Below are 25,214 nucleotides of genomic sequence, written 5' to 3'. Positions count from 1 at the left end.
CAGCTCCACTTCATTTATTTATTAATTCCATTATTTTGTGTTTAACTAGTTTCAAAAGATTATTTTTCTAACACACAAATCGCTATCTGCTTTTTATTTGGTAAATAATAGGAGAATTTTTGATTTTCCACTGGAATAAGATATTGTTCTAAATGCTTTCTAATAACTGATTTCCCAGCATCCTTGCGATAATTACGAACAAATCTAAAAGCTTCCTCCATAGTGTGAAAGGGTTGACCAAACTCTAACTCCAGCTCTTTGTAATAACTTATTTTATATTTAGCTCTCAAAGACACTTCTGTCTCTTTAACGGTTTCTCTCTTTGTATACTCACTTTTTTTCGGTAAAAAACCCTCTGATTCACCGTTTGGAAATATAAAAATTACTTTCTTTCTGCATAGTCGAAGAAAAGAATCCATATCTTCCTGCGATCTTCCAAAGAAACTTGCCACAACAATATCCCATTTGGGAATCTTCCTTATTTTATGCCAATCGCTATGCTGTATTTGAATATTCCGAATATCGTTTTCTAGCATGTTCACCTTTAAAGCTTCCAAAACGTTTTGATCGCAGTCAACTGCTGTAACATTCCTACACAGCTTTGATAACTGCAGACTTAAAAAACCTAATCCGCATCCCAAATCCACAACATGATCCTCATCTGTTATAAACTCGGAAATTTCTTTTGCAATACACTCGTGAAATCTACTAAAAATAGCTGCTTGTTCATAAAAGCGAATACTCTCTTCTGTCCATAGAAACATTTTTTCCATAATCTCCTTTTAATTTTGGGACAATCACTTTAGTATCAACATCCCCATTGTAAATTTCATGTATTTCTACGCTTACACCATAAACATTTTGGATCAACTCTTCTGTCAACTCTATCGTCGGACATCCTGCGCAAGTGATCTCTCCTTTCTGCATCATCAACATCTTATTGCCATATATAAAAGCATGCTCTGGGTTATGTGTTGTCATAATAATTGTGTAACCTTCCTGAGCCAACTCTCTAACCTTTTCCAGCACACGAATCTGATTCCCATAATCCAAATTTGCAGTGGGCTCGTCCATTAACAATATAAATGACTTTTGTGCAACCGCCCTTGCAATTAATGTCATTTGTCTTTCACCTCCGCTAATTTCTCCATAACCCCTATTCCATAAGTAAGAGATCCCCAATTGCTCCAATGCTTCGTACGCTAATTTTTCATGCTCTCCAGTTGGGCTTGCTAACTTATCTAAATGAACGGTTAATCCCATTGCTACTATGTCTAATACCTTAAAATTAAAAGTTGGATAATGAGATTGCGGAATATAAGCCATTTTTTTAGCAAGTTTAACTTGACTCATGTTTTTAATATTTTCATTGTGAATGGAAACGATGCCATTATATCTTTTATGTAAGCCAAGAATACAGCGGAACAATGTACTTTTCCCTGCACCATTTGGTCCTAATATACAAAGAAAATCGCCAGCCATTGCTGTAAAACTAATGTCCTTTAAAATTTCCCTCTCACGATAGTCAAATGAAAGCTCCTTTACTTCTAACATTAGGATTTATTCCCTTCTCTCATAATTAGATAGATAAAAAATGGGGCACCAATAAAAGCAGTCAAAATTCCTAGTGGAATTTCCTGCGTGGTTAACATTCTTGAGAAATTATCGACAATGAGCATAAAACTCGCACCTAATATCATCGATGCTGGGATCAGTCTTCGAAAATCCGGTCCCGTGATCATTCTTGTAAAATGAGGAATGACAAGACCGACCCATCCGATCATGCCGCTAACAGCAACACTTGCAGATGTAAGCATTGTTGCGCAAATAATCACGATCAATCGAATGAATTTTGTATTGATTCCCATTGCCTTTGCTTCTTCTTCCCCCATCGTCATGACATTCAGCTTCCATCGTAAAAATAGGAGTGGAACTACTCCTGCTAATATTGGAATAAAACAAAACCAAATCTCCTTTTGTCCAATTCCAGAAAGACTGCCCATCAGCCAGTAAGTAATAGCAGGAAGTGTATCATTCGGATCCGCTACTAGTTTAATAAACGAGATTGCTGCTGAAAAAAGAGAACCAACCATAATTCCCGTAAGAATTAAGCCAAGGGTTGGATTACCTTTAACTCGACGACTTAATAAATAAACCATTAACACCGTAATCACACCAAAACAAAATGCGAACAAGGTTGTCCCCAAAAATCCAAGATGAAATAAAATGGCCAGCGCTGCGCCAAAACCTGCTCCAGACGAAGCCCCCAGCAGATCTGGAGAACACATTGGATTTTGAAATAGACCTTGATAGACTGCACCTGCACAAGATAATGCAGCCCCAACTAAGACTGCTCCTATCACACGAGGCATTCTGATTTGGTACAGCACCGTTTCGATTGAAGGATCCCACCCTTGCTCAATCGGAACTATGTTTGAGAATAATACTTTTACTAGGTCAATAGGATGAATGGGATATCTTCCTACATGAAAAGAAACGACAAAACAAATTATTAAAAAGCAGAACAATAAAAATAATTGCATTTTGTATTGCTTTCGATGCTTTGATGAATGGAAATCCTTCAATTTTTCACCCCTTTACAAAAATCTTATTCATTCTTCCTCCCTCGCCATTTAAGTCATCTTCCAAATGCTTCATGGAGAAAAAACTTACCTTTCCAGCAAAGCATAGAAGCCTTCGCAAACGTCGCAAATAAACATTGTTTGCATAGACTACAATAAAAAAATCCAATGCAAAAAAAAACGCATTGGAACTTTTACTCATAAAAGCTTCACGTCTCCTTTGCATATGGCAGGCACACACATTTCTATGTTTACCCCGCGGGCATTTCCCGGATCTACCCATCATAGAATGATTTCCTTAGATAAATAGATTCGGAGACAATATTTAATTACAAGATTTAATTATAATTAGATATAACTATTTATAATTAAATATAATTAAACATAACATATATAAATTAGAAATATATATAGTTCACAGAATTGTTAAAAAGGCAGATAGTAATTTTGTATCCTAGTCGACCCTGGAATGGTTATTGCTTTATGTTAATCCCGCAAAATAAGGACTAACAAATAAAAATGAGCAAGGTTGGCAATAACCCTTACTCATTTTTTCAAGATATATCTTTAATAAACTCTTAAAATGCTCAAAAATTTTCTCAGTCGCCATCTAAAAATTTTCTATAATGCTTAATTCGATTTCGCATAACTGAAATTATTGCTGGACCCTTTAAAGTTATCCTATGAATGAATTCAATCCTTCTTTTCAAAGACCTCATTCTAAACTACCAAAAAAGCTCATGTGTTTTTACTAGCCTTTTTTACGGAGCTTTTCAGTCCGTTTCACTCCTATTCATCCGAACTTTTTTCCACTACTGAAAATACCGCTCCTTCAATTTCCTCATACGATGTACAGCGGCAAATATTTGAGGAAAGCCATTCTTTTATCGTTTCGTAAGTGGGATTGGAATGCTTCTCAAGCAACGCCTGAATATTGATAATAAAACCTGGCGTGCAATATCCACATTGAAAAGCAAAATGCTTTATGAAGGCTTCCTGTATTGGTGAATTTTTTAAACCTTCAATTGTTGTGATTTTTGAATCTATTGCCTCAACTGCCAGCATAATGCATGATTTATACACGGTTCCGCCAACAATCACAGAGCATGCTCCGCAGTCCCCGTTTAAGCAGCCCGGCTTTGCGCCAGTTAATGAAAGTTCATTTCGCAGGACATCGAGCAGGGTATCGGCTGGACGAATGACGACCTCCCTAATCTCGCCATTAACGTTTAATGGGATCGCTATTTTCTCCGTCATCCTTCCCCCTCCAATTCAGTAATTATTTCTTCGAGCGTATTCCGTAGCACAAACAAGCGATACTCACGGGAGCCTTCAATATCATCCAATACTTGAGCTGGAATATGATCAATCGCCTGTTGAATTCGGATGTGTAATGACTTATTCGCTTGATTTAATGCGTCCTCCATCTCTGTCGAGCGAAACGGAAATGAACATAGACCACTAAAAGCAAAACGTAGGCGGTTATCGACTTTTATCGAGGAAACCGTTATTAAGGGATAACCTGTTTCCCACTGCTGCCTTTTTTTCAGACTGGCAAACGGCATTGTTATATATTCTTGATCCGTTAAAAGTTGAATAAGGAACTGTCCTTCTTCCAGTTGGAACGCTCCATTAAAAATTTGATGAATCGAAGCAGTCTCTTTCCCACCCTCGCCGGCAATAACCACATTGCTGTCACAAAGAAGAAAAGGCAGCACTGCTTCCCGATAAAAAATTTGCCCGCAGACGTTACCACCAAGAGTAATTTTATTGCGCGCCGTATGATCAGCAACTTCCTTAGCAACCGTACTTAATAGTGGAAAATAATTTCTCTCTTCAATGTAGGTTAATGAAAGTGCCGCACCTGCGATTAATTGATTGTGCTCGAAATTAAATTCCAAACATTCAGATATTGATTTTATATCAATGACAGCATCCATCTGAAGAAGGTTCAGACGACCAAGTGTTAATATTTCGGTGCCTCCTGAATAATAGATGGCACGTTTATTTTCTTTTTTTAACAAAAAGAAACACTCCACTGCCTCTTCAATCGTTTTTGGTTTATAATACTCAAGATTAAATGCCAGCACGTTATTTCCCTCTTTCTTTCATCTTCCACAACACTTCAGGAATCATTGGCAAATAATTAATCTTTACTGAGAGAGCTGTTGAAAGGCTATTGCCAAGTGCAGCTGGCATGCCAATAAGAGCATGCTCACCCACACCTCTCGCTCCGTATGGGGCATCTAAGTGTGGAGTTTCTACAAAAGCAGCTTCATATTTCGGATGTTCTCCAAATCTAAGGGGACGATAGGTTCGAAGTTGTGGATTCAGAACTCTTCCTTCTCGATCAAATCGAAAGCTTTCTCTCGCAGCAAAAGATAAACCCATACTCATTGAACCTTTCACCTGACCGAGCGCCGTTTTTTCATTCAACACTTTGCCTACATCAATAACTGCAACTGCCTTAAGTACCCGATACGTATAGTCTCTCGTGTTCAACTCAATTTCTACTCCTTCAGCACCTACCGTCCATTCCGGACCAGGTCTTCCCGCACCTGTTTCTTTATCTAAATGGGTCATGCCTCGAAGAATATAAGTTCCTCGGCCAATCATTTGCCCTCCAATCGACAAACCTTCCGGAAAGGAATATCCGTAGGCGATTTCTTTTATCGGGATGTATTGCTTAGGTTCTTCTCTAACATACACTTTTCCATAACCTACTTCTAAATCCTCCGTCGATGCTCTTAACAAAAAGGAAGCCAAACTCTTCAATTGTTTAATGACATCCTCTGCCGCTGTCAATACCGCCCTCCCTGCCATAAACGTTCCTCGGCTTGCAACGGTTTTCCAATGCTCTGGTGTACTTTGCGTATTCACACCCATTTGCACATGAATTTCATTTATATCCATTTTTAACTTTTCCGCTAGAATCTGAGCAAGAACTGTTTTCGTTGCGGTTCCAATCTCCACAACACCAGAAATGAGATTAATGCTGCCATCTTTATTAAAAGTTAAAATAACACCTGAGCTAGCATCTGGATCAATCGTTGATGTTTTCCATACACAGCTAACTCCTTTTGCCCTCACCTTGTTTGGACCAACATCAATAACTTGGCCTTCCTCCCAATTGAGCAACATTTTCAATTTCCGAATACATTCTGGCAAGTTTCCAACCGTACTGGAATTTAGCACAACTTGTGTGGGAGTGGTATGTCCTGGCAGAATGGCATTGCGCGCTCTCAATTCAAGCGGATCCATATTCAGCTTCTGCGCCAATACATCCATCGTTCGTTCAAAGGCAAAATGAACCTCTGAATGGCTAAACCCCCGAAAAGGTGCGGGAAATGGATGATTTGTATACATACACAAGGAATCACACCAAATATTGTCAATATGATAAGGGCCTGTGCAATCAACAGCCCCTGCTCTGCTTAAATCAATCGCTTTATCCGAATACGCTCCCCCATCCCATAAAAAAAGGATTTCCGCCGCTTTAAGAATACCTTCTTTTGTACAACCTAACTTTACCTGCGCCTCCAAACCGATATGACCAGGCGAGGTGACCATATCTTCTTCACGCTCATTGACGATTTTCACCAATCTTCCATTTACCGCCTTTGTGGCAAGGTAAGCTAATAGTTCAAGCTGAACCGATGCCTTTCCTCCAAAAGCACCTCCGACCAAAGGGGTATTCACAATAATACGCCCTAATTCAACATTAAAATAATCAGCTATTAATCTTTTAATCATAAAAGGTGCTTGTGAGGAAGCCGTTAATTCTATCATTCCATCAGGATGAATTTGTGCAAAAACAGCGCGGGTTTCCATCGCAGCATGATCAGAAGGTCTAAAGGCAAATGCCTCTTCAACGATCACCTCACTTTCCTGCCAGCCCTTTTCCAAGTTGCCTTTGCGAATTTTCGTTTTGCTAGCAATATTTGTACCTGGCACAGGGTAAACCATGTTTATTTTTTCGTAATTTTCGAGGTCGGGATGCAATAGTGGAGCATCTGCCTTTAATGCCTCGGATGGTGAATTGACGACAGGGAGAAATTCATAATTGACTTTGATTGCCTCTGCCGCCTGCATGGCCTGAAAAGGGGTATCCGCAACAACAACGGCTACAACCTCTCCATAATAGCGGACTCGCTCCTTTGCAATCGGGTATCGATCCTTCATTTCCTCTCCTGTGAGCGGCAAATTTTCGCCAGTAATAATCGCACGAATACCATTGATCTTTTCTGCGCTAGATGTATCAATCTGTTTAATGTTCGCATGTGCATGTGGGCTTGTCACCAATCGTCCATAAAGCATTTTTTTTGACTCAAAATCCGCAGTATATTTTGCATGACCCGTTACTTTTTCAAGGGAATCCTTACGCATAATGCCTTTTCCGATAATATGCATGGAGTGGCCCTCTTTCATCTTAATTTATCATTTATTTCTCGATACTCTTCTCTTGTATCAATATCGAGAAATAATCTTTTATCTTCAAACGGTACAATCCTACCCTTTATATGCGGGCGTTTCATCAATAGATGTTTTATTCCATTATCGCCGTTTAACTCGTCAACGATCGGAAAAATAGATTTTCCCATCAACAAAGGAGGTCTGATGATATTCTGGTAGCTAGATGCCACATATTCAACCTCTCCTTTAGAAAACACAGAAATTAACTCATTTAACATTGAGGCTTGAATAAACGGTTGATCAGCTAAAAGAAGCATGGCCGCGTCTGCATTCATTTCTTGTGCCGTTCGTACCCCTTCTTTTAGAGAATAAGACAAACCTTGCTTCGATTCTTTACATGTTACAACAGTTAGTTTTTCTCGAGCATAGGTTTCCCAATCAATTGAGGATTTCTCATTCGTGACAACAATGATATGGGAAATAGTTGTCTGTAAAGCTGTGTGCAGTGCATGCGCTCCTAAAATCAAATTACCTAATGGAAGTGCCAATTTATTGTCCCCCATCCTTTTGCTGCTGCCCGCTGCAAGATAGACCCCAACCATATGTAAGTCAGTTGCCATCATACTGTCTATACTTCTGAATGATTTCAGCCATAATACTGACAGCAATTTCTTCAGGGTCTTGTGCTCCAATCGGAAGACCAATCGGAAAGGTCACTTGCTCTTGATTTACCATATTGCGAAGCAGACGTCTCGTTCTCTCCTTCGATCCCAAAACGCCAATATAAGCAGCATTATATTTCTCCACCGCAGTTAAAAATTCTTGATCTTTAGAAAAGTTATGACTCATTACGACGATGAAGTTACTTTCGGAAATACGGAGTAAATTGACAATTTGACTAGGTGAGCCAATATAATATTCGTGGACATTCGGAAAGATTTCTTCGTTGCAAAGCGCTGGTCTCCAATCACAAAGTTTGACAATAAATCCAATTTTCACAGCGAGTTCAACTAATGGTTTCGCATCCTCTCCGGCACCAAACACAACCATAATTGGCGGTGGCGTGAAGTAATACGTAAAGCGATGCCCTTCTTCCGTTCTATAAAGATTACAGGAGATGTTCGATAAGAGGTCTTCATCTACAATTTCAAATGAGCTTTTTTTCAGTGTATAATCAGCGAATAATTCTTTTTCATGGTAAACGGCATAACCTTGTACAAGCGCCTCTTTCACACTCAATAGGCTAGCATGCAACGTTTCGGTGATCGGCTCCAATAGAATACGCATCATTCCATTGCAGCCCATTCCTTGCCCCCACCCTGCATCATCTATGGCACTCGTATCATACAACACCGTTTGTGGTAATTCTGTTTTAAATACTTCTTTACTTCTTAAAATCAAATCCTCTTCCAAGCAACCCGGGGAAAGGAGTCCTGCCTTATCTCCATTTTCCTTTATGATCATGAAGGTGCCTTCCCTTAAATATGCAGAGCCTTCTACTTGGATGATCGTTGCCAAAATACATTTCTCAGCTGCCTCTTGAATGGATTCCAAAACTTTCAGTGTTGATAACATAAGTTTTCACCACCCATTTCCCACCTCATATTTTAAAATTATGACAGATGGCACCGAAAAATCCCTGAAAAAATACAAAAACTGCTAAACCGAAAGATAAGCAAGCAGTTAAGCAGTTTCTTAAGCCTGATATTTTTTGTTTTCGATCGTAATGACGAGTTCATTCTCCTTTTCCTTCGCTATACGTTTTGTTTCTTCGACGAGTTGATAAACATTTTTACAGCATTTCTGTGCCCCTTTAATAAGCAGCGGTACCCCAACAGCATCCCATCCCAAGCCCCTCGAAAAAAATCCTCCTAATGTCATAGCGAGGGGCACAACAGGAGAGGTATTGGAGAAAATGATCTTTTCTTGCAACCCAACCTGTTCACTCAAAAGGAGACTATATTGATAAAGTGAAGGAATGACTAATTTTGAAGAGCGTTTTCCAAGCGTATAAACTGGATTGCCTTCATCATCCTCACCATGATAAATAAATTTTCCCGCATCACGTTTTTTTAATTTATTGAAATAAGGGATAGACAATACTTCCTCTTTTTCAAGGACTTCGGATGGTTCATTAATCATTTTAAGATGATAAGCTGCCGCCAATGATGTGGAATGAGTGCCACCAAAGTCATAATATATGTATATCATTGAATGCCCCCATTAAGTTGTGCTATTTTTAGCACTATTTTTCCGCTAATCGTTCATTTTATTCTCAGTGATTTCTCTGGACGCATAATCAAAAACGACATCATCAATAATAAATGATATGAAAATTCTAATGCCTTTTATTTTGATAATCCTGTTGTTAACTTGTGCCAATGAAGCTGTCGCCGAAGCATTAATCACCGTAAAATTGAAAAACTATCTTGGCGACACCTCCCAAATTAGATTGCGCTTAAAAGGGGAGTATTTTTCGCTAGATCCAACATTGAATTTAACAGAAGGGGTTGACTATACACTTTTCATACAAGGGAAAAGGCTGATTCTTCAGCATGGGAAAGAAAAAATGACAGTAGCTAAGCCTTTTGTTTTATATCCTAAAGGATATGATGAAGAGCACTTGGTCTATATTGACGATCGACCTTATATGGGGGCATTTGAGTTCCAAATTGATAAAGAAAACTACATTAGGCCTGTCAATCAATTACTTTTAGAAGATTATCTAAAAGGTGTTGTACCTTTTGAAGTTTTCCCTGAGTGGGATATTGAAGCCTTGAAGGCGCAAACATTAGCGGCTCGTACGTATACCCTTCTCCATAAGGATGCTGAGCTTGACGATACAATCCATTATCAAGTCTACGGAGGCTACAATCAATTTACTAACACAAAAAAAGCTGTCAATGAGACAAAGGGTGAAATCATTACATTTAAAAATAAACCAATAAGCACATTTTACTCAGCAAGTAATGGCGGAATAACGGAAAGCAATAAAAATGTTTGGGGCGGTGCACCAACCCCTTATTTCCCAGTTAAGCGCGATCCGTATGATCCGGTACAGCCATGGACATTCACAATTCATAAAACACAAATTGATATCGACAGGATCAATTGGAATGAGCCAAATTGGTGGGACCAATTAGAGGAAAAGGATATGGACCTTACATCTTCCATGAAAAATTGGCTTCAACGCCATGGATATATAGGAGATATAAAAATTTTGAGCATCCCTCGTTTTGCAATTGAAAAAGTCAAAAATGAATCATCGCGTTCGATCACTGGTTCGATTCAAATTGAATTTATGAGAAGATTGTTTGATGGGACGATTTTATTCGAAAAGCTCTCCTACGATAATGTCGAATTGAAAAAAATCAGGCCGATCATCGGTGGGTCTCATTTCAAAAGCTATTTAATCAATTCCTTTGAAAATCACCCTACTTCTTATACGATTAGCGGCAAAGGAAACGGCCATGGGGTTGGAATGAGCCAGTGGGGAGCAAGCAAAATGGCTGAACAAGGGAAAACATACAAAGAAATTCTCAAGCATTATTATCCTGGGACAGAAATTAACATCTACAAAGACTCTTAACACTATTGTCTTTCTCCCTGGCATATACTGTACTACAAGAATTTTTCACCCGATTCGACTCATTTCTGTCGATATCCATCTTTCATCATTATATAGGCTAATATCTATCTTTAAACATTTTAAATCAATGACCGTAGCAAATTCAAACTCACCTAGTTACTACGGTTTTTTTGTATCTTTGATAAGGGAAGATTCATATTGATTTTTCCGTCACAGTAATTAGGTAGATAAGCTGCTGTGGGCCTTTTCGAAGAAATTTTCTTTCACTCCTTTTCAAAAGCTTCTCCAATTGGCGTCACAATTCCATCCATACTTATGGAATTTTTCTTTTTACGGTACTCCCTTAATTCTATTTCACCCTTCTTATCTGTCCATTGATGAAGCGTGTTACGCTCTCCTTCATATGTATAATACGGCACACCAAAGCCACATGACGTTTTTACAGTGTCTATCTTTGCATAAATAATTTGGCGGGCACCTGGCAAAATGGAAAAATTCGGCGCCAGTTCATCCCACTCATCCGTTTCAGGTAAAACCACTTTTCCTCTACCATATAATCGTAAAATCAAAGGCGCATTCTCAAATGACAAAAACATAAAAGTAATTCGTCCATTTTCTTTCAAATGGGCACTTGTTTCGTTACCACTCCCCGTTAAATCTAAATACGCTACTTTATTGGGGGTTAAAATCCTTAACACATCGTGTCCTTTTGGGGAAATGTTTACATGACCCTCTCCCGTTAGTGGAGCTGAACCAACAAAAAACAACTGCTGTTTGTTTATAAATTCCTCATGTTTTGGAAGGATAGATGAATAAAGCTTTGCCATAATAAATTCCCCCTTATAAGATAAATTCTTAGTTAAAAGCAGCCTCAGCGCTTCTGACTTTCATCTGAATGTTCTATACTCAAGAATACTATTTTACTCTTAAAATTAAGATGTTCTACATAGTGATTAATGAAAATATGACCAAGTAAATAAAGAAAGCTGGCAGAAGAGCAATAATTTTCCCAATCTCTTGTCACTCCAACCTAAATTCTCCACCATGGCTGAGTAGGCACGTTCTCTGCAGTAACGGCTACGGTTTCGCCGATTTTAGGCGTTATTATCTTCACTTCATTTTTTAATGCTGCAGCAATCGCTCTTTCAACCGGGTCGGTCCACTCATGATAGGCTAACGTGAAACCTGCCCAATGGACAGGAAGTAAAGTTTCTCCTTGCAAATCAAGATGCGCCTGCACCGTTTCTTCCGGTTTCATATGAATGGCTGCCCACCGTTCATCGTATTGACCACATTCCATTATCGTTAAATGAAACGGCCCATACTTTTCTCCGATTTCTTTAAAATGGGGGCCATATCCACTGTCTCCACTGTAAAAGATCCGCCATTCCGGACCTTTAATCACCCATGAACACCATAACGTTGCGTTGCGATCATGTAATCCTCTTCCTGAAAAATGTCTTGATGGAGTACAAGCTAACGTAAGATTATGATATTGAAGCTCCTCCCACCAAGAATGTTCTGTAATCTTTTCGGCAGAAATTCCCCATTTTATTAAACGTTTACGTACGCCTAGCGGAACAATAAAGCGGGCTGTTTTATCCTTTAACCGTACAATAGATGGATAGTCCAAATGGTCATAATGGTCATGCGAAATAATAACGGCATCAAGCATTGGAAAATCATCCAGCTTCCGTAACAGACTCCCCGTGTATCGTTTTGTTCCAACCCATGGCAGTGGCGACGGTCGTAAACTAAACATTGGATCAAATAAAAGCTTCTTTCCTTCAATTTCTAAATAAAAAGCTGAGTGTCCAAACCATGTAATTCGTGGAGCAGCTGCATGGGAAATCATTTCATCGGCTTTAAACTCCTCTACCTGAATGGGCACGGCAGGCTTGCGATTCTCTTTACCTATAACAGCATCTTTCAACATGCTGAGCATCGATTTCAAACCCATATTCATCGTCGTTGTAATCTGATTTTCGAATTTTTTCATAGAGATAGACTCCTGTTTCATAAGTTTAAATAAATATAAGGGTGAATATAACATAAAGATACCATTTTTCGCACTATAGTTACATTTCTTTCCCTCTTTCCCCAAAAAACATAACTCCTTCTCCCAACTCTACGATCATTTGTTGCTAACGCGCAATGAATCACATATGATGACAGTAGATTGGGAAGAGAAAATCTGGACAATCCAAAAGTTGGAAAGCTCATTCTCCAATTAAGGAAGGAAAAAGGGCAAACACCAAAACAATTAGCCGAGAAAATGAATATACTGATCGAACCATTTCAAAACGAGAATTGGCTACCGTTGCCCGGATATTTCACTGTTACCAAGCTTGTCCATTCTGCTTGGCGTAAATATAGAATATAGATTACACTGCGAACGATCAGTAAATGAATTTATTGGAGGAAATATGTGTATGTCCTGCATGTCATAACAAGAGGAAGTATGGACATCTCATGCTGTGGAAAGAAATTAGAACCGTTAGAAGCAAAAAAAGTGGTCCGAAGTCGACCAAGAGTGGGTTATTTCAAGTGAGAACTCGATGGAAAAAGAACATTATATTTCCTTTATCGCTTTTGCTACAGGAGAGCAGGGACAACAGTATCCAAAGTGGAATTTACAAACACGGCTGTCGAAACGAAAACCACGACATGTTCTTATGGTACGATACAAAGCACGGCCTATATTATCAGTATATTTAATTCCATCCGATACTCTGCAACAGTGTGGGTTGCTCCATTAGGTTAGAGAAACTTCATACACGCTCCAATTTTTTAAATGGTCCCTTAGGCAGAACCACTCGGATAGCATCACCGCCTTTCACTACTCCACTTTGTAGAACAATCCCCATAATTCCTGCCTTTCTTACGACATTTCCAGCTGCATCCTTGCCCAAAACCGCCTTCAATAAGCCCGGTTGAAAATGATCAATTTGCGCGCAGGGATTACGTAAACCAGTCACTTTTACAATGGCAGTTTCCCCTATATGTAACTCTGTGTCCCTAGGTAGCATAAGCAATTCTATTCCTGAAGTCGTGATGTTTTCCCCCATTTGACCAGGTTTTATTGTGAAATCTTCCTTTAATTCTGCAAATAATTCTTTATGAAGCAAATGTACTTGCCGTAAATTAGGTTGGTTTGGATCTTTTGCGACTCTCGAACGATGCTTAACTGTAGCACCAAAATGGGCATCGCCTTCCACTCCTAATCCTGCAACTAAATGAATGCTGTCTTTATTCTCTTTGCTGAAAGTATGCTTATCACTTATACTAACCGCTTCGACACGAGCAATTCCTTGTCTTGCTTTTTCTAACATTCCTGCTCCTCCTTTGCATCATCTTACTTGTCTGATTGTGCAAACCAATGCGGTGGCCTTTCTAAAAAGTCTGGTATTTTTGTAGCGATATTTCCGTTAGCAGAATTAATCTGCGCTTGCGTGAGAAAAAGTGCATTTGATAAATCTGCAAACTCCAGATTTGCATCTCTTAAGTCCGCACCAATAAAATCTACTTTTCTTAAATCTGCATAGCTTAAATTAGCAGCTATCAATAATACTCCTGGAAAGCTGCTGCCGCGAAAATTCCTTCCCCTTAAATCTGCGCCCATATAATCAAAGCATCTCTTTTCAGGCTTACTTGCTTGGTTGCCGCGGTATAATTCACTTGTTTTTATTAATAATTTATTCACTTTGCTTCTATGCATATCGATCCCTAATTGAGTTATTTCATTGGGAGCCTTTAAAGTGAGTTCAACCGTTTGCTCATATAGCTTCTTAAGGTCAGCATGAATCGGTTCAGTTTCGTTCAGGCTTAGCGCTTGCGTGAGGTACCATAACATCTCATGCACCTGCTGGATTAATGGAAAGACAGCAAACATTTCCTTGCTAAGATCTGAATGACTTCGCCAATCACGCCCACCAAACATTTTTTGTGACACATGCTGTCCTGCCCCAAAGCATTCATACGAAACACAACCTCGAAACCCCTTTTCCCTTAACTCATGATGTACTTTACAACGATTATCTGATAATAAATTGCGGCAAGGATTTCCACCATCCTTATCAAATGGAAAATCAGCCGACTTGGCATAGGGTAAAGCAACACAGCATAACCCAAAGCAATGCTCACAATCTGACGTTAAAATCTCGTTCATAATCAAAACACTTCCACTTTCTTAATAGATTCATTGCATTTGAAGAAAATGATATTTCCCAAAATTGTCTCGTATCTACAAAATTATTGCCAACATCTGGGCTTTAACTTTATTCAGCAAGGGTTTGTACCCCGACAAAGACATTGAACTAACGCGTATAAAAGTGGGACACTTCACTAAAAGCTTTACTTAATCGAACCTCGCAGCTCTTTTATATCCAATTTCGGTGGCCGCCCGTACTTTCGGGCATATTCTCTGCTGAACTGAGATGGACTCTCATAGCCGACTCGAAAGGCAGCATCAGCAGCTTGTAATGTTTCCGTTAGCATTAAACGCCGCGCCTCCTGCAAACGAACTGTCTTTTGATATTGCAAAGGACTCATCGCTGTGACTCGTTTGAAATGTTTATGAAACGCAGATGTACTCATATTGACTGAGCTCGCAAGTTGTTCGATCGCGAGCGGACGATCGTATTTGCGATTAATCAACTGAATAGCCTTGGCAATGTTGTATGCATAACTGCCGATCATAGCAAATTGTTGAATAGCCGCGCCTTGCTCGCTTTGAAGTACCCGATACAAAATTTCTCGAATAAACAGTGGAGCTAGAACCGAAATGTCACCGGGATGATCTAATAGACTTAAAAGCCGGATGATCGCATCTAGTAGCTCAGGCGATGTACGATTCACTGTTATCGCTTGGTTAGATTCTAATGAGAGTGAAGGAACAGGAGCATTCATTTCTTTCACGATATCTAGAATTATGTCAGCTTCAAAACTTAGTTTCAAGCTTAAATATGGAATTTCAGGCGAAGCATCAATGATTTCTCCAATAATCGGCAATTCTACAGATGTTACTAGGTAAACAGATGGATTATATATGTAAGTTTTATCAGCCAACGTAGCTGTCTTTGCTCCTTGAGCCACTACACAAATAGATGGCTTATATACAGATTCCAACGGCTCAGTTAACTCGGTTGCGTGCATTAGGGATAAAGTTGGAATGGCTGTATCATGAGTACCGTTTGCGGGAGCATGACGAACAATCAACTGTGCCAATTGTTGCAAACGCTGTTTTATACGATGGGATTCATCCATGTTAACCTTCCTTTCTATTAATACGATATTGATTTTGATGGTAGCAAGGCTAAAGAGAAATAGGCAAGAATTGAACAGATATGTTCTAACGACTACAAACAATGCTTCAATATAATGATTATACAAGGCTTAACCAATTAGTTACAAAAAGGAGCGAATTCGTTATGAGTTCATATGAAAAAGTAGCGATTATTACAGGGGCATCACGAGGGATCGGACGACAAATCGCCCTCCAATTAGCAAGCCAAGGTATAAAAGTCGTGGTCAATTACTCTGCGAGTGAACGGAAAGCAAATGAAGTTGTACAGGAGATTGAACAATCCGGCGGGGAAGCTATAGCAATACGTGCCGACGTAAGCAAAGTGACTGAGGTTGACCTGTTATTCTCGGAAACACTTAAACAATTTGGACAAATAGACATTCTCATTAATAACGCAGGGATCATGGAATGTAAAGCCCTTGCTGATGTATCTGAAGAATTGTTTGATCGCCATTTTGCCATCAATGTAAAAGGCACCTATTTTGCATGTCAACAGGCAATGAAACATATGTCGCGAGGTGGAACAATCATCAATTTCTCGACTTCAGTGTCAGGAGCAATGCTGCCGACCTATAGCGTCTACGCTGCTACAAAAGGGGCGATTGAACAACTAACTCGGCAATTAGCAAAAGAATTTGGTCCGAAGGAAATCATTATTAATTGTATCGCACCAGGTCAAGTAGCAACCGAGCTATTTTTACACGGAAAATCACAAGAATTGATAGATTCATTTCGAAAGTTGAACGCTTTCGGTCGCCTTGGTGAACCTGAAGATATTGCAAATGCCATTGAATTACTTGTTAGCGACAAAGGGCGATGGATAACAGGACAAACTATTCGTGTAAACGGTGGATTTAATTAAATCATGTTGTTAAAGCTTGCTTATAAAAATATTTAGAATGGACGATATATTACCAATCGTCCATTCTCCAAAGAAGATCTTAGGATGTAACGATCCTGCGGAAATATAAACGTCCATGGCATACTCACATGCGGTGAAATCACAAGAGCAGATTATGGCTAAAACTTTCCCCTCGATACTGTAAAGCACTCTAACATTCTCAAAAACAAGTGGACAATCCATATAATTATGTACTAGTGCAGTAACGAGCAACTCCTCTTTATGATTAATGGCTTCTTTTAATAGGCTCTGTTATATGTCGGTGTTGATTTTTGGCTCATTTTCTCTTACAATGATCAAATTGATGTGTAGAATTGGAAATTTTTCCAATCAACTGTCGATCTTTCGTAGCTAGCGCTCTATCCCAAGAGGCTTCAAATTTTAACTGCTGCATGCAAAATTACCTCCAATCTTAAATTGGAACTATACCTTCAGCTAATTTTTTCTCACTCTAATATTATCAACTTGATGATTGGAGCTTTTTTCAATTATGAGATCGGCCCGATACTTAGTCGGCAAAATATTCTCCTCTAAATTAACTTTGTTAATTCGATTCCAAATATCTGTAGCGACACCTTCTGCTTCCACATCCGAAAGTTCAGCAAAACGCTTAAAGTATGATTCCGGCTTCGTAAATGCTGTCTTTTTCAGCAATTTGAACCTTTCAACATACCATTTTAAAATATGGCTTTCATCGGCATCCACATAAATGGAAATATCAAAGAAGTCAGACACAACTCTACTAGGAATGCTGCTTCCGACCTGCTTTGGTGTTTGCAGTACATTGATTCCTTCAATAATGACAATGTCTGGCTGACAAACTTGGTGGTATTGCCCAGGAACAATATCATAATATAAATGAGAATAGACAGGAGCCTGGACACAAGGTTCTCCTGACTTAACTGCTGATAAAAAATCAATTAACGCTCTTATATTATAGCTTTCAGGAAATCCTTTTCGTTCAGAAAGACCCTTTGCTTTGAGAACATTATTCGAAAATAAGAACCCATCCGTCGTAATCAAATCCACCTTTGGTCGAGCTGGTAAATCCAGAAGGAGAGATTGAAGAATTCGCGATGTAGTACTTTTCCCTACGGCAACACTCCCAGCAATTCCAATAATAAATGGTGGATTCTTTGTGGCCTTTTTTAAAAATTGATTCTTTACATGATGTGAGAATTTAGCAGCTTCCATATTAATAGACAAATACTCAATGAGCGGCAAATAAATTTTAGAGATTTCCTCATTTGTTAAATTTCCAATGAGCCCTTGTATATGATTAATTTCTGATTGGGTTAAATTAATTTGTGAACTAGGATGTAAACTAGCCCATTCTTCTCTCGAAAAAGAAATGTAGGTTGAATCATGTTCGGTTTGCATTATTAAACTCCTAACATCATTTCTTACTATCATTATTTCACAGGTTCCATTTAGAAACACCCCCGTTAGTTTACCACTGATCCCCCATAAAGAACACTCTTACTTTTCGTAACTTCTTAGGCGATGGGCGATGTAACAAGCATGCTCAAAACCGTTTCAACCATTAAACGAGAAGAAAAGGGAGATGACAAACATCCCCCACTACCGTATTTTCAAAACTTCATCAAGGGTAGGCATTCCTTTTTGTGCTCCCATTTTTGTAATTGAAAGCCCAGCAGCGCAGTTCGCGAAATGAATGGCCTCTATTAAATCCTGCCCTTCGGAAATAGCAACACCAAACGCACCAGTAAATGTATCTCCTGCTCCTGTTGTATCAACAATTTCCACGTTAATCGAAGGAACCGTTATAATGTTTGTCCCATCACAATAGGTCACTCCTTCTTCACCGCGTGTAATTAATAATTTATTTGGATACCTTTTTAATACTTCATCCATGGGATCTGATGTGTTCAGGACCATCTTATATTCATGTTCATTAGGTGTAATATAAGTGATGCATTTTAATATTTCATCAGATAATGCAAAAGCTGGTGCAGGATTTAAGATGATCGTTTTGTTATATATTGATAAAAAATTCGCAATGTATTCAATGCTTTCCAACGGGATTTCATGCTGCAACAAGATGACATCATAATTTAACAATTCCTTCGAAACATTTGTTAAATACTCTAAATTGGTATATTGATTTGCTCCTGATGCCACAATAATGCGATTATCATGTTCACAAATCTCGATGATCGCCACACCTGTTGCTATGCCCTCCACGATATTAATAAAAGCTGTCTCTACTCCTTCCTCTTTTAATATTGCTCTCAAATTCTCTCCATTTTGATCAATGCCCACCGAGCCAAACATCGTAACATTTCCACCAAGCCTTGCTGCCGCAACAGCTTGGTTGGCTCCTTTTCCACCTGGAGCTGTAAAAAAATGGTTTCCGAGTACGGTTTCACCCTTCTTTGGCATAATGTCTGTTTCTACGACAAGATCCATGTTGATACTACCCACTACTGCTATACGTGCCATACATCAGCATCTCCTTATATAACGTGTAAAAAAATACCCCTTTATTTATCTTACATAAAGGGGCACCTTTTCTTATTACTTAATGATTATTTTGAATCTGACATATAAACGTCAACTAATACTTCAGGTTCTGGCTTTGTACCATCTTTAAGATAGGCATCAACGTAGTTTACAGCTTCTGCTCCGATAAATTCGAAATCTTGTACTGCTGTTACCGCCATTATTCCTTCATCAATTAAATCATATGCCTCCTGAGCTCCGTCAAATCCAATCACAATGATACCATCATCTTGTCTGCCAGCTGTTTCGATAGCACGTACTACACCAACAGCCATTGTATCGTTTTGAGCGAAAACCACATCAATATCATCATGCTTAGCTAATAAATCTGACATTGCTGCTTCAGCTGGTGCCATAGAGAAGTCACCTACAGCTGTATCTATAATTTCAAATTTGCTGTCAGGATTTTCCTTTGGATCGATGACACTTAAGAATCCACCTCCACGTTCACGTTGCGGAGCTGTCCCCATAACACCTTCTATGTGAATAACTTTGCCACCTTCAGGCAACTTCTCTTGTAACCATTCACCAACAAGTTTTCCACCTTTAAGATTATCTGTTACTAAATAAGATAATACGCCATCCACATCCACTGCTCTATCAACTGTTACAACCGGAATATCTTGAGCAATAGCTTCTTTTAATGCATTGGCTGTTGATGATTCATCGGCAGGGTTGATAATTATGGCATCTACACCCTTTTGAATTGCATCTTCAACTTGAGATGGCTGATTAGAAGCATCATTTTGACCATCATAAACCAGCACTTCATACCCTAATTCTTCACCTTGTGCCACTACAGAATCACTTAGAACATGGAAGAAGGGATTGCCTAAATCCGCCATAAGTAAAGCGATTTTACCTGAACCTTCACTCTTTTCTCCTCCATTTCCTCCATTTGCCTCTCCACCGCTTTCATTGCTGCTGCATCCTCCTAAAATGAAAAGGAATACAGCCAGTAAGACTAAAGAAAATTTTTTCATTGTTTGCCCCTCCTAATATCTTTTCTTACTTATCTAGCACTCTTGCGATCTAAAATGACCGCAAGGAGAATAACTAGCCCTTTAATAAATTGCTGGAAGAAAGCTGAAACTCCGATAATATTAAGGCCATTATTTAAGACCCCAATAATGAGAACCCCAATAAAGGTTCCAAACAATCTCCCTCTACCACCTGCTAAACTTGTGCCACCAATAACAACTGCCGCAATCGCATCTAGTTCAAAGCCTGCTCCTGCAGTGGGCTGTGCTGAGCTTAAGCGAGATGTTAATACAACACCTGCTAACGCTGACATCATACCACTTATGACATAAACCCATGTCTTTATCCTATTGGTCGGTATAGAGGAAAGCCTAGCAACCTCCTCATTTCCTCCTATCGCATAAACACCGCGGCCGAAAACTGTATTCTGCAATAAAATTAATAGAATAAGAAAAGCTACTACAAAAATAATCATTGGAAATGGAATCCCCAGTATACTTCCCTGGCTAAAGAAATCTAGTACAGGCGCATCCTTCGTTACACCGGAAGCTGGAATCCCATCTGAAACAATCAACGTAAGTCCATTAAACATCGTCATTGTTGCTAATGTGACGATGAAAGCCTGTAGCTTCAGCTTAGAGATAAAAAATCCATTAAAATATCCGAGTAAAGCACCGATCGCTAATACAGCTGGGATTGCTAGTAAATCTGGTGTTCCCCCAGTGATCATCAAGCCAAGTATCATCCCTGAAAACCCCAATATCGCCCCAACTGATAAATCAATACCTCCGGTTAAGATAACGAATGTCATGCCAAGTGCAATCAGTCCGTTTATGGATACTTGTTTAAAGATATTCAAAATATTATACATAGTTAAAAATTGCGGATTAATAATGGTTACAATCAGCATCAGCGCAAGCAAAACAATGATTGTACCGAATCTGTTGTATATACTTCCTAACTTCTCCATGCTTATACCCCCCCACCTGTTGCATATTCCATGATTTTTTCTTGAGTCGCCTCTTTAATATCGAAAATTTTCTTAAGTTTTCCTTCATGCATAACCGCTATACGGTCTGAAATTCCAAGCACTTCTGGAAGTTCACTCGATACGACGATAAGAGCAACTCCTTCTTTTTTTAATTCATTAATAATTTCATAGATTTCTTTTTTGGCACCAACATCAACGCCTCTTGTCGGTTCATCAAGGATAAGAAGCTTGGGTTTTGTGATGAGCCATTTCGCAATAACAACCTTTTGTTGATTTCCCCCACTAAGGTTTCCAACATTTATTGTCTGATTAGGGGTCCGTACATTTAACTTCCTTATATACTCCGCGACGACCTCTGAAATCTGCCCTTTTTGAATAAGTTTGTTTTTCGTAAAGGTTCTTAAAGAAGGCATCACCGTGTTTTCAGCTACTGAAAAACTGAGTATTAACCCTTCATTTTTTCGATCCTCGGTAATGAAACCGATTCCTAATCTTTGTGCAACAATAGGAGAGTTAATTTTAACTTCCTTCTGGTTGATATACACTGTTCCAGAATCAAAAGGAATATTTCCAAATATCGCATGCATGATTTCTGTACGGCCTGAACCCATTAATCCAGAGAAACCAAGAACCTCACCTTCACGTACCTCAAAATTGATATCCTCAAATTTGCCTTTATGTGTTAATTCTTTAACCGATAACACTACTTCTCCTGGTTCCACATCAACTCTTGGGAATCGGTCGTCTAGGTCATACCCTACCATCATGCTGACAATTTCATCAAAGTTTGTTTCTGCAATCGTTTTCTGACCAATGAATTCCCCGTCACGCATGATTGTGATTTCATCACATAACTCAAATATTTCTTCCATGCGATGAGAGATATATACAAATGAAACACCTTTTTCTTTTAAATCTCTAATGATTTTAAAAAGCAGATCAATTTCTTTGTCCGTTAATGCCGCTGTCGGTTCATCCATGATAATTAACTCTGCTTCCATTAAGAGCGCTTTCGCAATTTCCACAAGCTGGCGCTTTCCTACGGAAATATCCTTTATTAATGTGTTTGGATCAACATCCAAACCAAGTAATAAAAGTTTTTCCTTCGCAAGCTTTGCCATTGTTGTCTTATCTACTAATCCGAATTTATTCTTGATTTCTTTCCCCAAAAACATATTATCCACAATGCTCATTTCATTCAGAACGTTTAATTCTTGGTGGATAAAAGCAATTCCCTTATTTTCACCATCTCGAATACTTTCGATTTCTTGAACTTCCCCATTGATTTCGATCTTACCGGAATCCTTCATATAGACCCCTGTTAAAATTTTCATCAAGGTTGATTTACCAGCACCATTCTCCCCCATGAGGGCATGAATTTCTTTTTCTTTAACATGGACCCCAGCATTTTTTAAAACTTGGACATCCCCAAAGCTTTTATTAATGTCCGTCATTCTTATTTCCATGGTCACACCCCCTGAACAGAGTTATTTTGTAATTTAGTGGTTTCCCTTTTTATTAGCCTTGGTTCTATTGATATACGTTGTTCTTGAACCTCTTCGCCTCTTATCAGACGAATAACCACATCGGCCAATGTTATACCTACTTCTTGTACAGATTGCTCTATCGTCGTTAGCGATGGGTATAAAAATTCCCCAATATAACTGTTGTCGTATCCAATTACTTGGACTTCTTCAGGAATTTTTACCTTTTTAAGTTGACAATATCGGATGACTGTTGCTGCAGCGATATCATTAAAAACAAAAATTCCATCATACTTCTCAATATCTTCAAGTGCCCGAATATTGGACTCTAGCATTTTCCGCTGAAAATCTGTATCAAATTGAAGAAGGTCGATTGTTATCTGTTTCTTATCGGCTTCTTTTAAGAAGCCATTGCATCGGTCTGTAATAGCACTGGAGTAAATTGGACCGGATACATGAACAATTTCCCGGCAACCGCATTCATAAAGATGATTAAAAGCAAGCTTTCCCCCTTTAACATTATCAGTCGCAACAGTAACAATTTCATCGGAGATAACGCTTTCAAAGGAAACAACTGGAACACCAAGAAATGTATACTCTTCCTTGCACCGGCTTCTCACCGTAATAATTCCGGCCACCCGATGGCCTTGCAAGACGTTAATATAATGTTGCTCCTTTTCCAGCTCGTCGTTCGTATTACAAAGAAAAATAGAGTAACCCGCTTTACTTACAACCTCTTCAATAATGAGAGCAAGCTCGTTGAAATATGGATTTGATATGTTAGGAACGATAAGACCAATGATTTTGGAGTTTCTATTAAAGATAGCCCTCGCCAGTTCATTAGGTCGATAATTCGTTCTTTCAATCGCTTCTTCGATTTTTTTCTTTAGCTCATCACTTACATACCCTGTATTGTTGATATAACGAGAGACCGTAGCGATCCCTACACCTGCCTCCTTGGCAATTCTCCGCATGTTTGTCATAATCCCTCACCCCTTTAATGTTGGCAAAGTTCCCTACAAGGGTAAGCGTTTTCATCTATACGTAAAAATAAAGAACAGTTGACTAGTTCAATAATCCGAGTAAACATTTTACTGTAATTTAAGGTAAGAGTGAATACCACACTAAATTATTTTAGTATAAATTACACTAATAAACAGGTTGATTGAACTATGAAACATGTTCCATGAGTAGATTCTAAAATATTTTAGTTTAGGTGTCAATGGATAGTTTTAAGTTTTTTCAAACTATTTCTAATTAATACTGGTTAATACTGTATAAAAAGGTATAAATACATAAAAAAAGGAGGATCACATCCTCCTGGAAAATATTATTTACTAAACTTTTTTACCGATTTTCTCTCAATTATTTTTGTGTCGACAACTGTTTTGATCCCCATTTTATCTTTCTCTTCAATAAGCCGAATAAGCTGTTCAACTGCTTTTAATGCCAATGTCTCCTTATCTACATGAACAGTCGTTAACTCCGGAGAGATAACCACAGACTCCTTTATATTATCAAATCCAATCACCGATATATCATCCGGAACGTGAAGACCGATTTCGTGCAACGATTTAATTACACTAATGGCTAGGTAGTCATTCTCACAAAACAAAGCAGTCGGCAATGTTTCTTTTTGCTCCATTTTCTTTTGTATTTCTTTTTGGAATCTTTCTTGAGAGGATAACACGGTTGGAGACATAAAAAACACATCCTCCTCCTTTGAAACAAAGCCATATTCTTCCTTGGCTTTTTGAAATCCCCGCTTTCTATTTTCAAAATTATGCATTCTGTATTCCGATTGAACATATCCTATATGTTTATGACCTTGCTCAACTAAATAAGCACTTGCCTGGTAGGCACCCATAATATTATTCATCACAACAAAATCAACATTTAACTCATGTACGTAAGTATCTAATACTACTAAATTGGGGTTATTTTTCGATATCTTTTCTATTTGTTTTTTTTCTAAGTTCGTTCCTAGTAAAATAATGCCACTATGTTCAACTTCATCATTTAGTTTAGCAATATCCTTATCAAACTGACTTATATCTACTGTCGAAAACATTAATGAATACCCCAATTTCCTACAATGCTCCTCAATATAATGTATGAGTTCCATAAAGAATGGCTGTTTATGATATTGCAAGCCAATAAACCGTGCATCTGAAAATACTAAAAAACGAAGTATCTTTTTTGTGCTCCCATAAACTTGCTCCGCTTTAACCATTGAACGGGGTATATAGCCCGTCTCCTTTACAATTCGTAAAATCTTATCCCTAGTTTCTGAGCTAATTCCTGGTTTCCCGCTAAGAGCAAGGGACACAGCCGACTTCGATACGTTAGCTTTTTTTGCTATATCATCTAATTTCATTACTTTGCCACCGTCCGTTACATCATTTTTTTAAATTATTACTTCCACCCGTACAATATTTGCAATTC

Annotated in this window: 24 protein-coding genes and 1 riboswitch; of the genes, 3 read left to right on the top strand and 21 right to left on the bottom strand. The window is 38.6% G+C overall.

Going from position 1 to position 25,214, the window contains the following annotated elements:
- Nucleotides 1–59 precede the first annotated feature (59 nt).
- The 9 genes from NST02_RS05600 to NST02_RS05560 form a co-directional block, all read right to left on the bottom strand.
- A complete protein-coding gene (locus NST02_RS05600; protein ID WP_212933663.1) occupies nucleotides 60–773 on the bottom strand; it encodes a methyltransferase in 714 nt (237 codons plus the stop codon).
- On the bottom strand, nucleotides 727–1,554 hold the full coding sequence (locus NST02_RS05595) for an ABC transporter ATP-binding protein (RefSeq protein WP_137743883.1): 828 nt from the start codon (nucleotides 1,552–1,554) through the stop codon (nucleotides 727–729). The genes NST02_RS05600 and NST02_RS05595 overlap by 47 nt, the downstream gene beginning before the upstream one ends.
- Nucleotides 1,554–2,585, bottom strand: coding sequence for a FecCD family ABC transporter permease (locus NST02_RS05590; RefSeq protein WP_340948380.1), 1,032 nt, complete (start codon nucleotides 2,583–2,585; stop codon nucleotides 1,554–1,556). Before NST02_RS05590 ends, NST02_RS05595 begins: the two co-directional genes overlap by 1 nt.
- Before the next feature lie 196 nt (nucleotides 2,586–2,781).
- Nucleotides 2,782–2,912: riboswitch (molybdenum cofactor riboswitch) on the bottom strand.
- 459 nt (nucleotides 2,913–3,371) lie between these two features.
- Nucleotides 3,372–3,839, bottom strand: coding sequence for a (2Fe-2S)-binding protein (locus NST02_RS05585; protein ID WP_137743884.1), 468 nt, complete (start codon nucleotides 3,837–3,839; stop codon nucleotides 3,372–3,374).
- Nucleotides 3,836–4,672: an FAD binding domain-containing protein gene (locus NST02_RS05580; protein ID WP_137743885.1), complete on the bottom strand. Its 837-nt coding sequence runs from the start codon at nucleotides 4,670–4,672 to the stop codon at nucleotides 3,836–3,838. The genes NST02_RS05585 and NST02_RS05580 overlap by 4 nt, the downstream gene beginning before the upstream one ends.
- A gap of 1 nt (nucleotide 4,673) precedes the next feature.
- Nucleotides 4,674–6,992: a xanthine dehydrogenase family protein molybdopterin-binding subunit gene (locus NST02_RS05575; protein WP_340948378.1), complete on the bottom strand. Its 2,319-nt coding sequence runs from the start codon at nucleotides 6,990–6,992 to the stop codon at nucleotides 4,674–4,676.
- Nucleotides 6,993–7,006: 14 nt separating this feature from the next.
- Nucleotides 7,007–7,618, bottom strand: a complete 612-nt coding sequence (locus NST02_RS05570) for an NTP transferase domain-containing protein (RefSeq protein WP_137743887.1) — start codon at nucleotides 7,616–7,618, stop codon at nucleotides 7,007–7,009.
- On the bottom strand, nucleotides 7,605–8,570 hold the full coding sequence (locus tag NST02_RS05565; RefSeq protein ID WP_340948377.1) for an XdhC family protein: 966 nt from the start codon (nucleotides 8,568–8,570) through the stop codon (nucleotides 7,605–7,607). The genes NST02_RS05570 and NST02_RS05565 overlap by 14 nt, the downstream gene beginning before the upstream one ends.
- Nucleotides 8,571–8,690: 120 nt before the next feature.
- Nucleotides 8,691–9,206: a DUF3189 family protein gene (locus NST02_RS05560; RefSeq protein ID WP_137743889.1), complete on the bottom strand. Its 516-nt coding sequence runs from the start codon at nucleotides 9,204–9,206 to the stop codon at nucleotides 8,691–8,693.
- 130 nt (nucleotides 9,207–9,336) lie between these two features.
- On the opposite strand from NST02_RS05560, the gene NST02_RS05555 reads away from it, so the two are divergent.
- On the top strand, nucleotides 9,337–10,584 hold the full coding sequence (locus NST02_RS05555; RefSeq protein WP_340948374.1) for a SpoIID/LytB domain-containing protein: 1,248 nt from the start codon (nucleotides 9,337–9,339) through the stop codon (nucleotides 10,582–10,584).
- A 263-nt stretch (nucleotides 10,585–10,847) separates the two neighbouring features.
- Here the strand turns inward: NST02_RS05555 and NST02_RS05550 are convergent, their stop codons facing one another.
- Complete coding sequence (locus NST02_RS05550) at nucleotides 10,848–11,411, bottom strand: pyridoxamine 5'-phosphate oxidase family protein (protein ID WP_137743890.1); 564 nt, start codon at nucleotides 11,409–11,411, stop codon at nucleotides 10,848–10,850.
- Nucleotides 11,412–11,614: 203 nt separating this feature from the next.
- Nucleotides 11,615–12,583 carry an MBL fold metallo-hydrolase gene (locus NST02_RS05545; protein WP_340948373.1) on the bottom strand — a complete coding sequence of 323 codons (969 nt, stop codon included), beginning with the start codon at nucleotides 12,581–12,583 and terminating at the stop codon, nucleotides 11,615–11,617.
- 180 nt (nucleotides 12,584–12,763) lie between these two features.
- On the opposite strand from NST02_RS05545, the gene NST02_RS05540 reads away from it, so the two are divergent.
- Nucleotides 12,764–12,967 (top strand): hypothetical protein, encoded by a 204-nt coding sequence (locus NST02_RS05540; RefSeq protein WP_244988917.1) that lies wholly within the window; start codon nucleotides 12,764–12,766, stop codon nucleotides 12,965–12,967.
- Between the two features lie 388 nt (nucleotides 12,968–13,355).
- Here the strand turns inward: NST02_RS05540 and NST02_RS05535 are convergent, their stop codons facing one another.
- From NST02_RS05535 to NST02_RS05525, 3 genes are all read right to left on the bottom strand, one after another.
- Nucleotides 13,356–13,916, bottom strand: a complete 561-nt coding sequence (locus NST02_RS05535) for an MOSC domain-containing protein (RefSeq protein WP_137743892.1) — start codon at nucleotides 13,914–13,916, stop codon at nucleotides 13,356–13,358.
- 23 nt (nucleotides 13,917–13,939) lie between these two features.
- Complete coding sequence (locus NST02_RS05530) at nucleotides 13,940–14,752, bottom strand: pentapeptide repeat-containing protein (protein WP_340948369.1); 813 nt, start codon at nucleotides 14,750–14,752, stop codon at nucleotides 13,940–13,942.
- A 185-nt stretch (nucleotides 14,753–14,937) separates the two neighbouring features.
- Nucleotides 14,938–15,849 carry an AraC family transcriptional regulator gene (locus tag NST02_RS05525; RefSeq protein ID WP_137743894.1) on the bottom strand — a complete coding sequence of 304 codons (912 nt, stop codon included), beginning with the start codon at nucleotides 15,847–15,849 and terminating at the stop codon, nucleotides 14,938–14,940.
- A 164-nt stretch (nucleotides 15,850–16,013) separates the two neighbouring features.
- On the opposite strand from NST02_RS05525, the gene NST02_RS05520 reads away from it, so the two are divergent.
- Complete coding sequence (locus tag NST02_RS05520) at nucleotides 16,014–16,751, top strand: SDR family oxidoreductase (RefSeq protein ID WP_137743895.1); 738 nt, start codon at nucleotides 16,014–16,016, stop codon at nucleotides 16,749–16,751.
- A gap of 474 nt (nucleotides 16,752–17,225) precedes the next feature.
- Here NST02_RS05520 and coaA read toward each other — a convergent pair whose 3' ends face one another.
- From coaA to NST02_RS05485, 7 genes are all read right to left on the bottom strand, one after another.
- Nucleotides 17,226–18,170: a type I pantothenate kinase gene (gene coaA / locus NST02_RS05515; RefSeq protein ID WP_137743896.1), complete on the bottom strand. Its 945-nt coding sequence runs from the start codon at nucleotides 18,168–18,170 to the stop codon at nucleotides 17,226–17,228.
- Nucleotides 18,171–18,371: 201 nt separating this feature from the next.
- On the bottom strand, nucleotides 18,372–19,253 hold the full coding sequence (gene rbsK, locus NST02_RS05510; RefSeq protein ID WP_340948367.1) for a ribokinase: 882 nt from the start codon (nucleotides 19,251–19,253) through the stop codon (nucleotides 18,372–18,374).
- An 86-nt stretch (nucleotides 19,254–19,339) separates the two neighbouring features.
- Nucleotides 19,340–20,296, bottom strand: coding sequence for a sugar ABC transporter substrate-binding protein (locus NST02_RS05505; RefSeq protein WP_137743898.1), 957 nt, complete (start codon nucleotides 20,294–20,296; stop codon nucleotides 19,340–19,342).
- A gap of 29 nt (nucleotides 20,297–20,325) precedes the next feature.
- Complete coding sequence (locus NST02_RS05500) at nucleotides 20,326–21,264, bottom strand: ABC transporter permease (protein WP_137743899.1); 939 nt, start codon at nucleotides 21,262–21,264, stop codon at nucleotides 20,326–20,328.
- A gap of 2 nt (nucleotides 21,265–21,266) precedes the next feature.
- Nucleotides 21,267–22,751 carry a sugar ABC transporter ATP-binding protein gene (locus NST02_RS05495; RefSeq protein WP_137743900.1) on the bottom strand — a complete coding sequence of 495 codons (1,485 nt, stop codon included), beginning with the start codon at nucleotides 22,749–22,751 and terminating at the stop codon, nucleotides 21,267–21,269.
- A gap of 2 nt (nucleotides 22,752–22,753) precedes the next feature.
- Nucleotides 22,754–23,752 (bottom strand): LacI family DNA-binding transcriptional regulator, encoded by a 999-nt coding sequence (locus NST02_RS05490; protein ID WP_137743901.1) that lies wholly within the window; start codon nucleotides 23,750–23,752, stop codon nucleotides 22,754–22,756.
- A 347-nt stretch (nucleotides 23,753–24,099) separates the two neighbouring features.
- A complete protein-coding gene (locus NST02_RS05485; protein ID WP_212933671.1) occupies nucleotides 24,100–25,146 on the bottom strand; it encodes a substrate-binding domain-containing protein in 1,047 nt (348 codons plus the stop codon).
- Nucleotides 25,147–25,214: the final 68 nt, after the last annotated feature.

Source organism: Robertmurraya sp. FSL W8-0741 (assembly GCF_038004005.1).
In the GTDB taxonomy this organism is placed as follows: Bacteria; Bacillota; Bacilli; order Bacillales; family Cytobacillaceae; genus Robertmurraya; species Robertmurraya siralis.
The sequence above is the reverse complement of the archived record's forward strand: the minus strand, read 5'-3'. Positions and strand labels throughout refer to the sequence as shown.

Coding starts and splice junctions, on each gene's coding strand:
- NST02_RS05535 (WP_137743892.1), bottom strand. CDS start 13,916: ATGTTAGAAAAAGCAAGACAAGGAATTGCTCGTGTCGAAGCGGTTAGT.
- NST02_RS05560 (WP_137743889.1), bottom strand. CDS start 9,206: ATGATATACATATATTATGACTTTGGTGGCACTCATTCCACATCATTG.
- NST02_RS05490 (WP_137743901.1), bottom strand. CDS start 23,752: ATGACAAACATGCGGAGAATTGCCAAGGAGGCAGGTGTAGGGATCGCT.
- NST02_RS05570 (WP_137743887.1), bottom strand. CDS start 7,618: ATGATGGCAACTGACTTACATATGGTTGGGGTCTATCTTGCAGCGGGC.
- NST02_RS05505 (WP_137743898.1), bottom strand. CDS start 20,296: ATGAAAAAATTTTCTTTAGTCTTACTGGCTGTATTCCTTTTCATTTTA.
- NST02_RS05520 (WP_137743895.1), top strand. CDS start 16,014: ATGAGTTCATATGAAAAAGTAGCGATTATTACAGGGGCATCACGAGGG.
- NST02_RS05530 (WP_340948369.1), bottom strand. CDS start 14,752: ATGAACGAGATTTTAACGTCAGATTGTGAGCATTGCTTTGGGTTATGC.
- rbsK (WP_340948367.1), bottom strand. CDS start 19,253: ATGGCACGTATAGCAGTAGTGGGTAGTATCAACATGGATCTTGTCGTA.
- coaA (WP_137743896.1), bottom strand. CDS start 18,170: ATGCAAACCGAACATGATTCAACCTACATTTCTTTTTCGAGAGAAGAA.
- NST02_RS05600 (WP_212933663.1), bottom strand. CDS start 773: ATGGAAAAAATGTTTCTATGGACAGAAGAGAGTATTCGCTTTTATGAA.
- NST02_RS05585 (WP_137743884.1), bottom strand. CDS start 3,839: ATGACGGAGAAAATAGCGATCCCATTAAACGTTAATGGCGAGATTAGG.
- NST02_RS05565 (WP_340948377.1), bottom strand. CDS start 8,570: ATGTTATCAACACTGAAAGTTTTGGAATCCATTCAAGAGGCAGCTGAG.
- NST02_RS05545 (WP_340948373.1), bottom strand. CDS start 12,583: ATGAAAAAATTCGAAAATCAGATTACAACGACGATGAATATGGGTTTG.
- NST02_RS05485 (WP_212933671.1), bottom strand. CDS start 25,146: ATGAAATTAGATGATATAGCAAAAAAAGCTAACGTATCGAAGTCGGCT.
- NST02_RS05550 (WP_137743890.1), bottom strand. CDS start 11,411: ATGGCAAAGCTTTATTCATCTATCCTTCCAAAACATGAGGAATTTATA.
- NST02_RS05525 (WP_137743894.1), bottom strand. CDS start 15,849: ATGGATGAATCCCATCGTATAAAACAGCGTTTGCAACAATTGGCACAG.
- NST02_RS05575 (WP_340948378.1), bottom strand. CDS start 6,992: ATGCATATTATCGGAAAAGGCATTATGCGTAAGGATTCCCTTGAAAAA.
- NST02_RS05495 (WP_137743900.1), bottom strand. CDS start 22,751: ATGGAAATAAGAATGACGGACATTAATAAAAGCTTTGGGGATGTCCAA.
- NST02_RS05595 (WP_137743883.1), bottom strand. CDS start 1,554: ATGTTAGAAGTAAAGGAGCTTTCATTTGACTATCGTGAGAGGGAAATT.
- NST02_RS05500 (WP_137743899.1), bottom strand. CDS start 21,264: ATGGAGAAGTTAGGAAGTATATACAACAGATTCGGTACAATCATTGTT.
- NST02_RS05555 (WP_340948374.1), top strand. CDS start 9,337: ATGCCTTTTATTTTGATAATCCTGTTGTTAACTTGTGCCAATGAAGCT.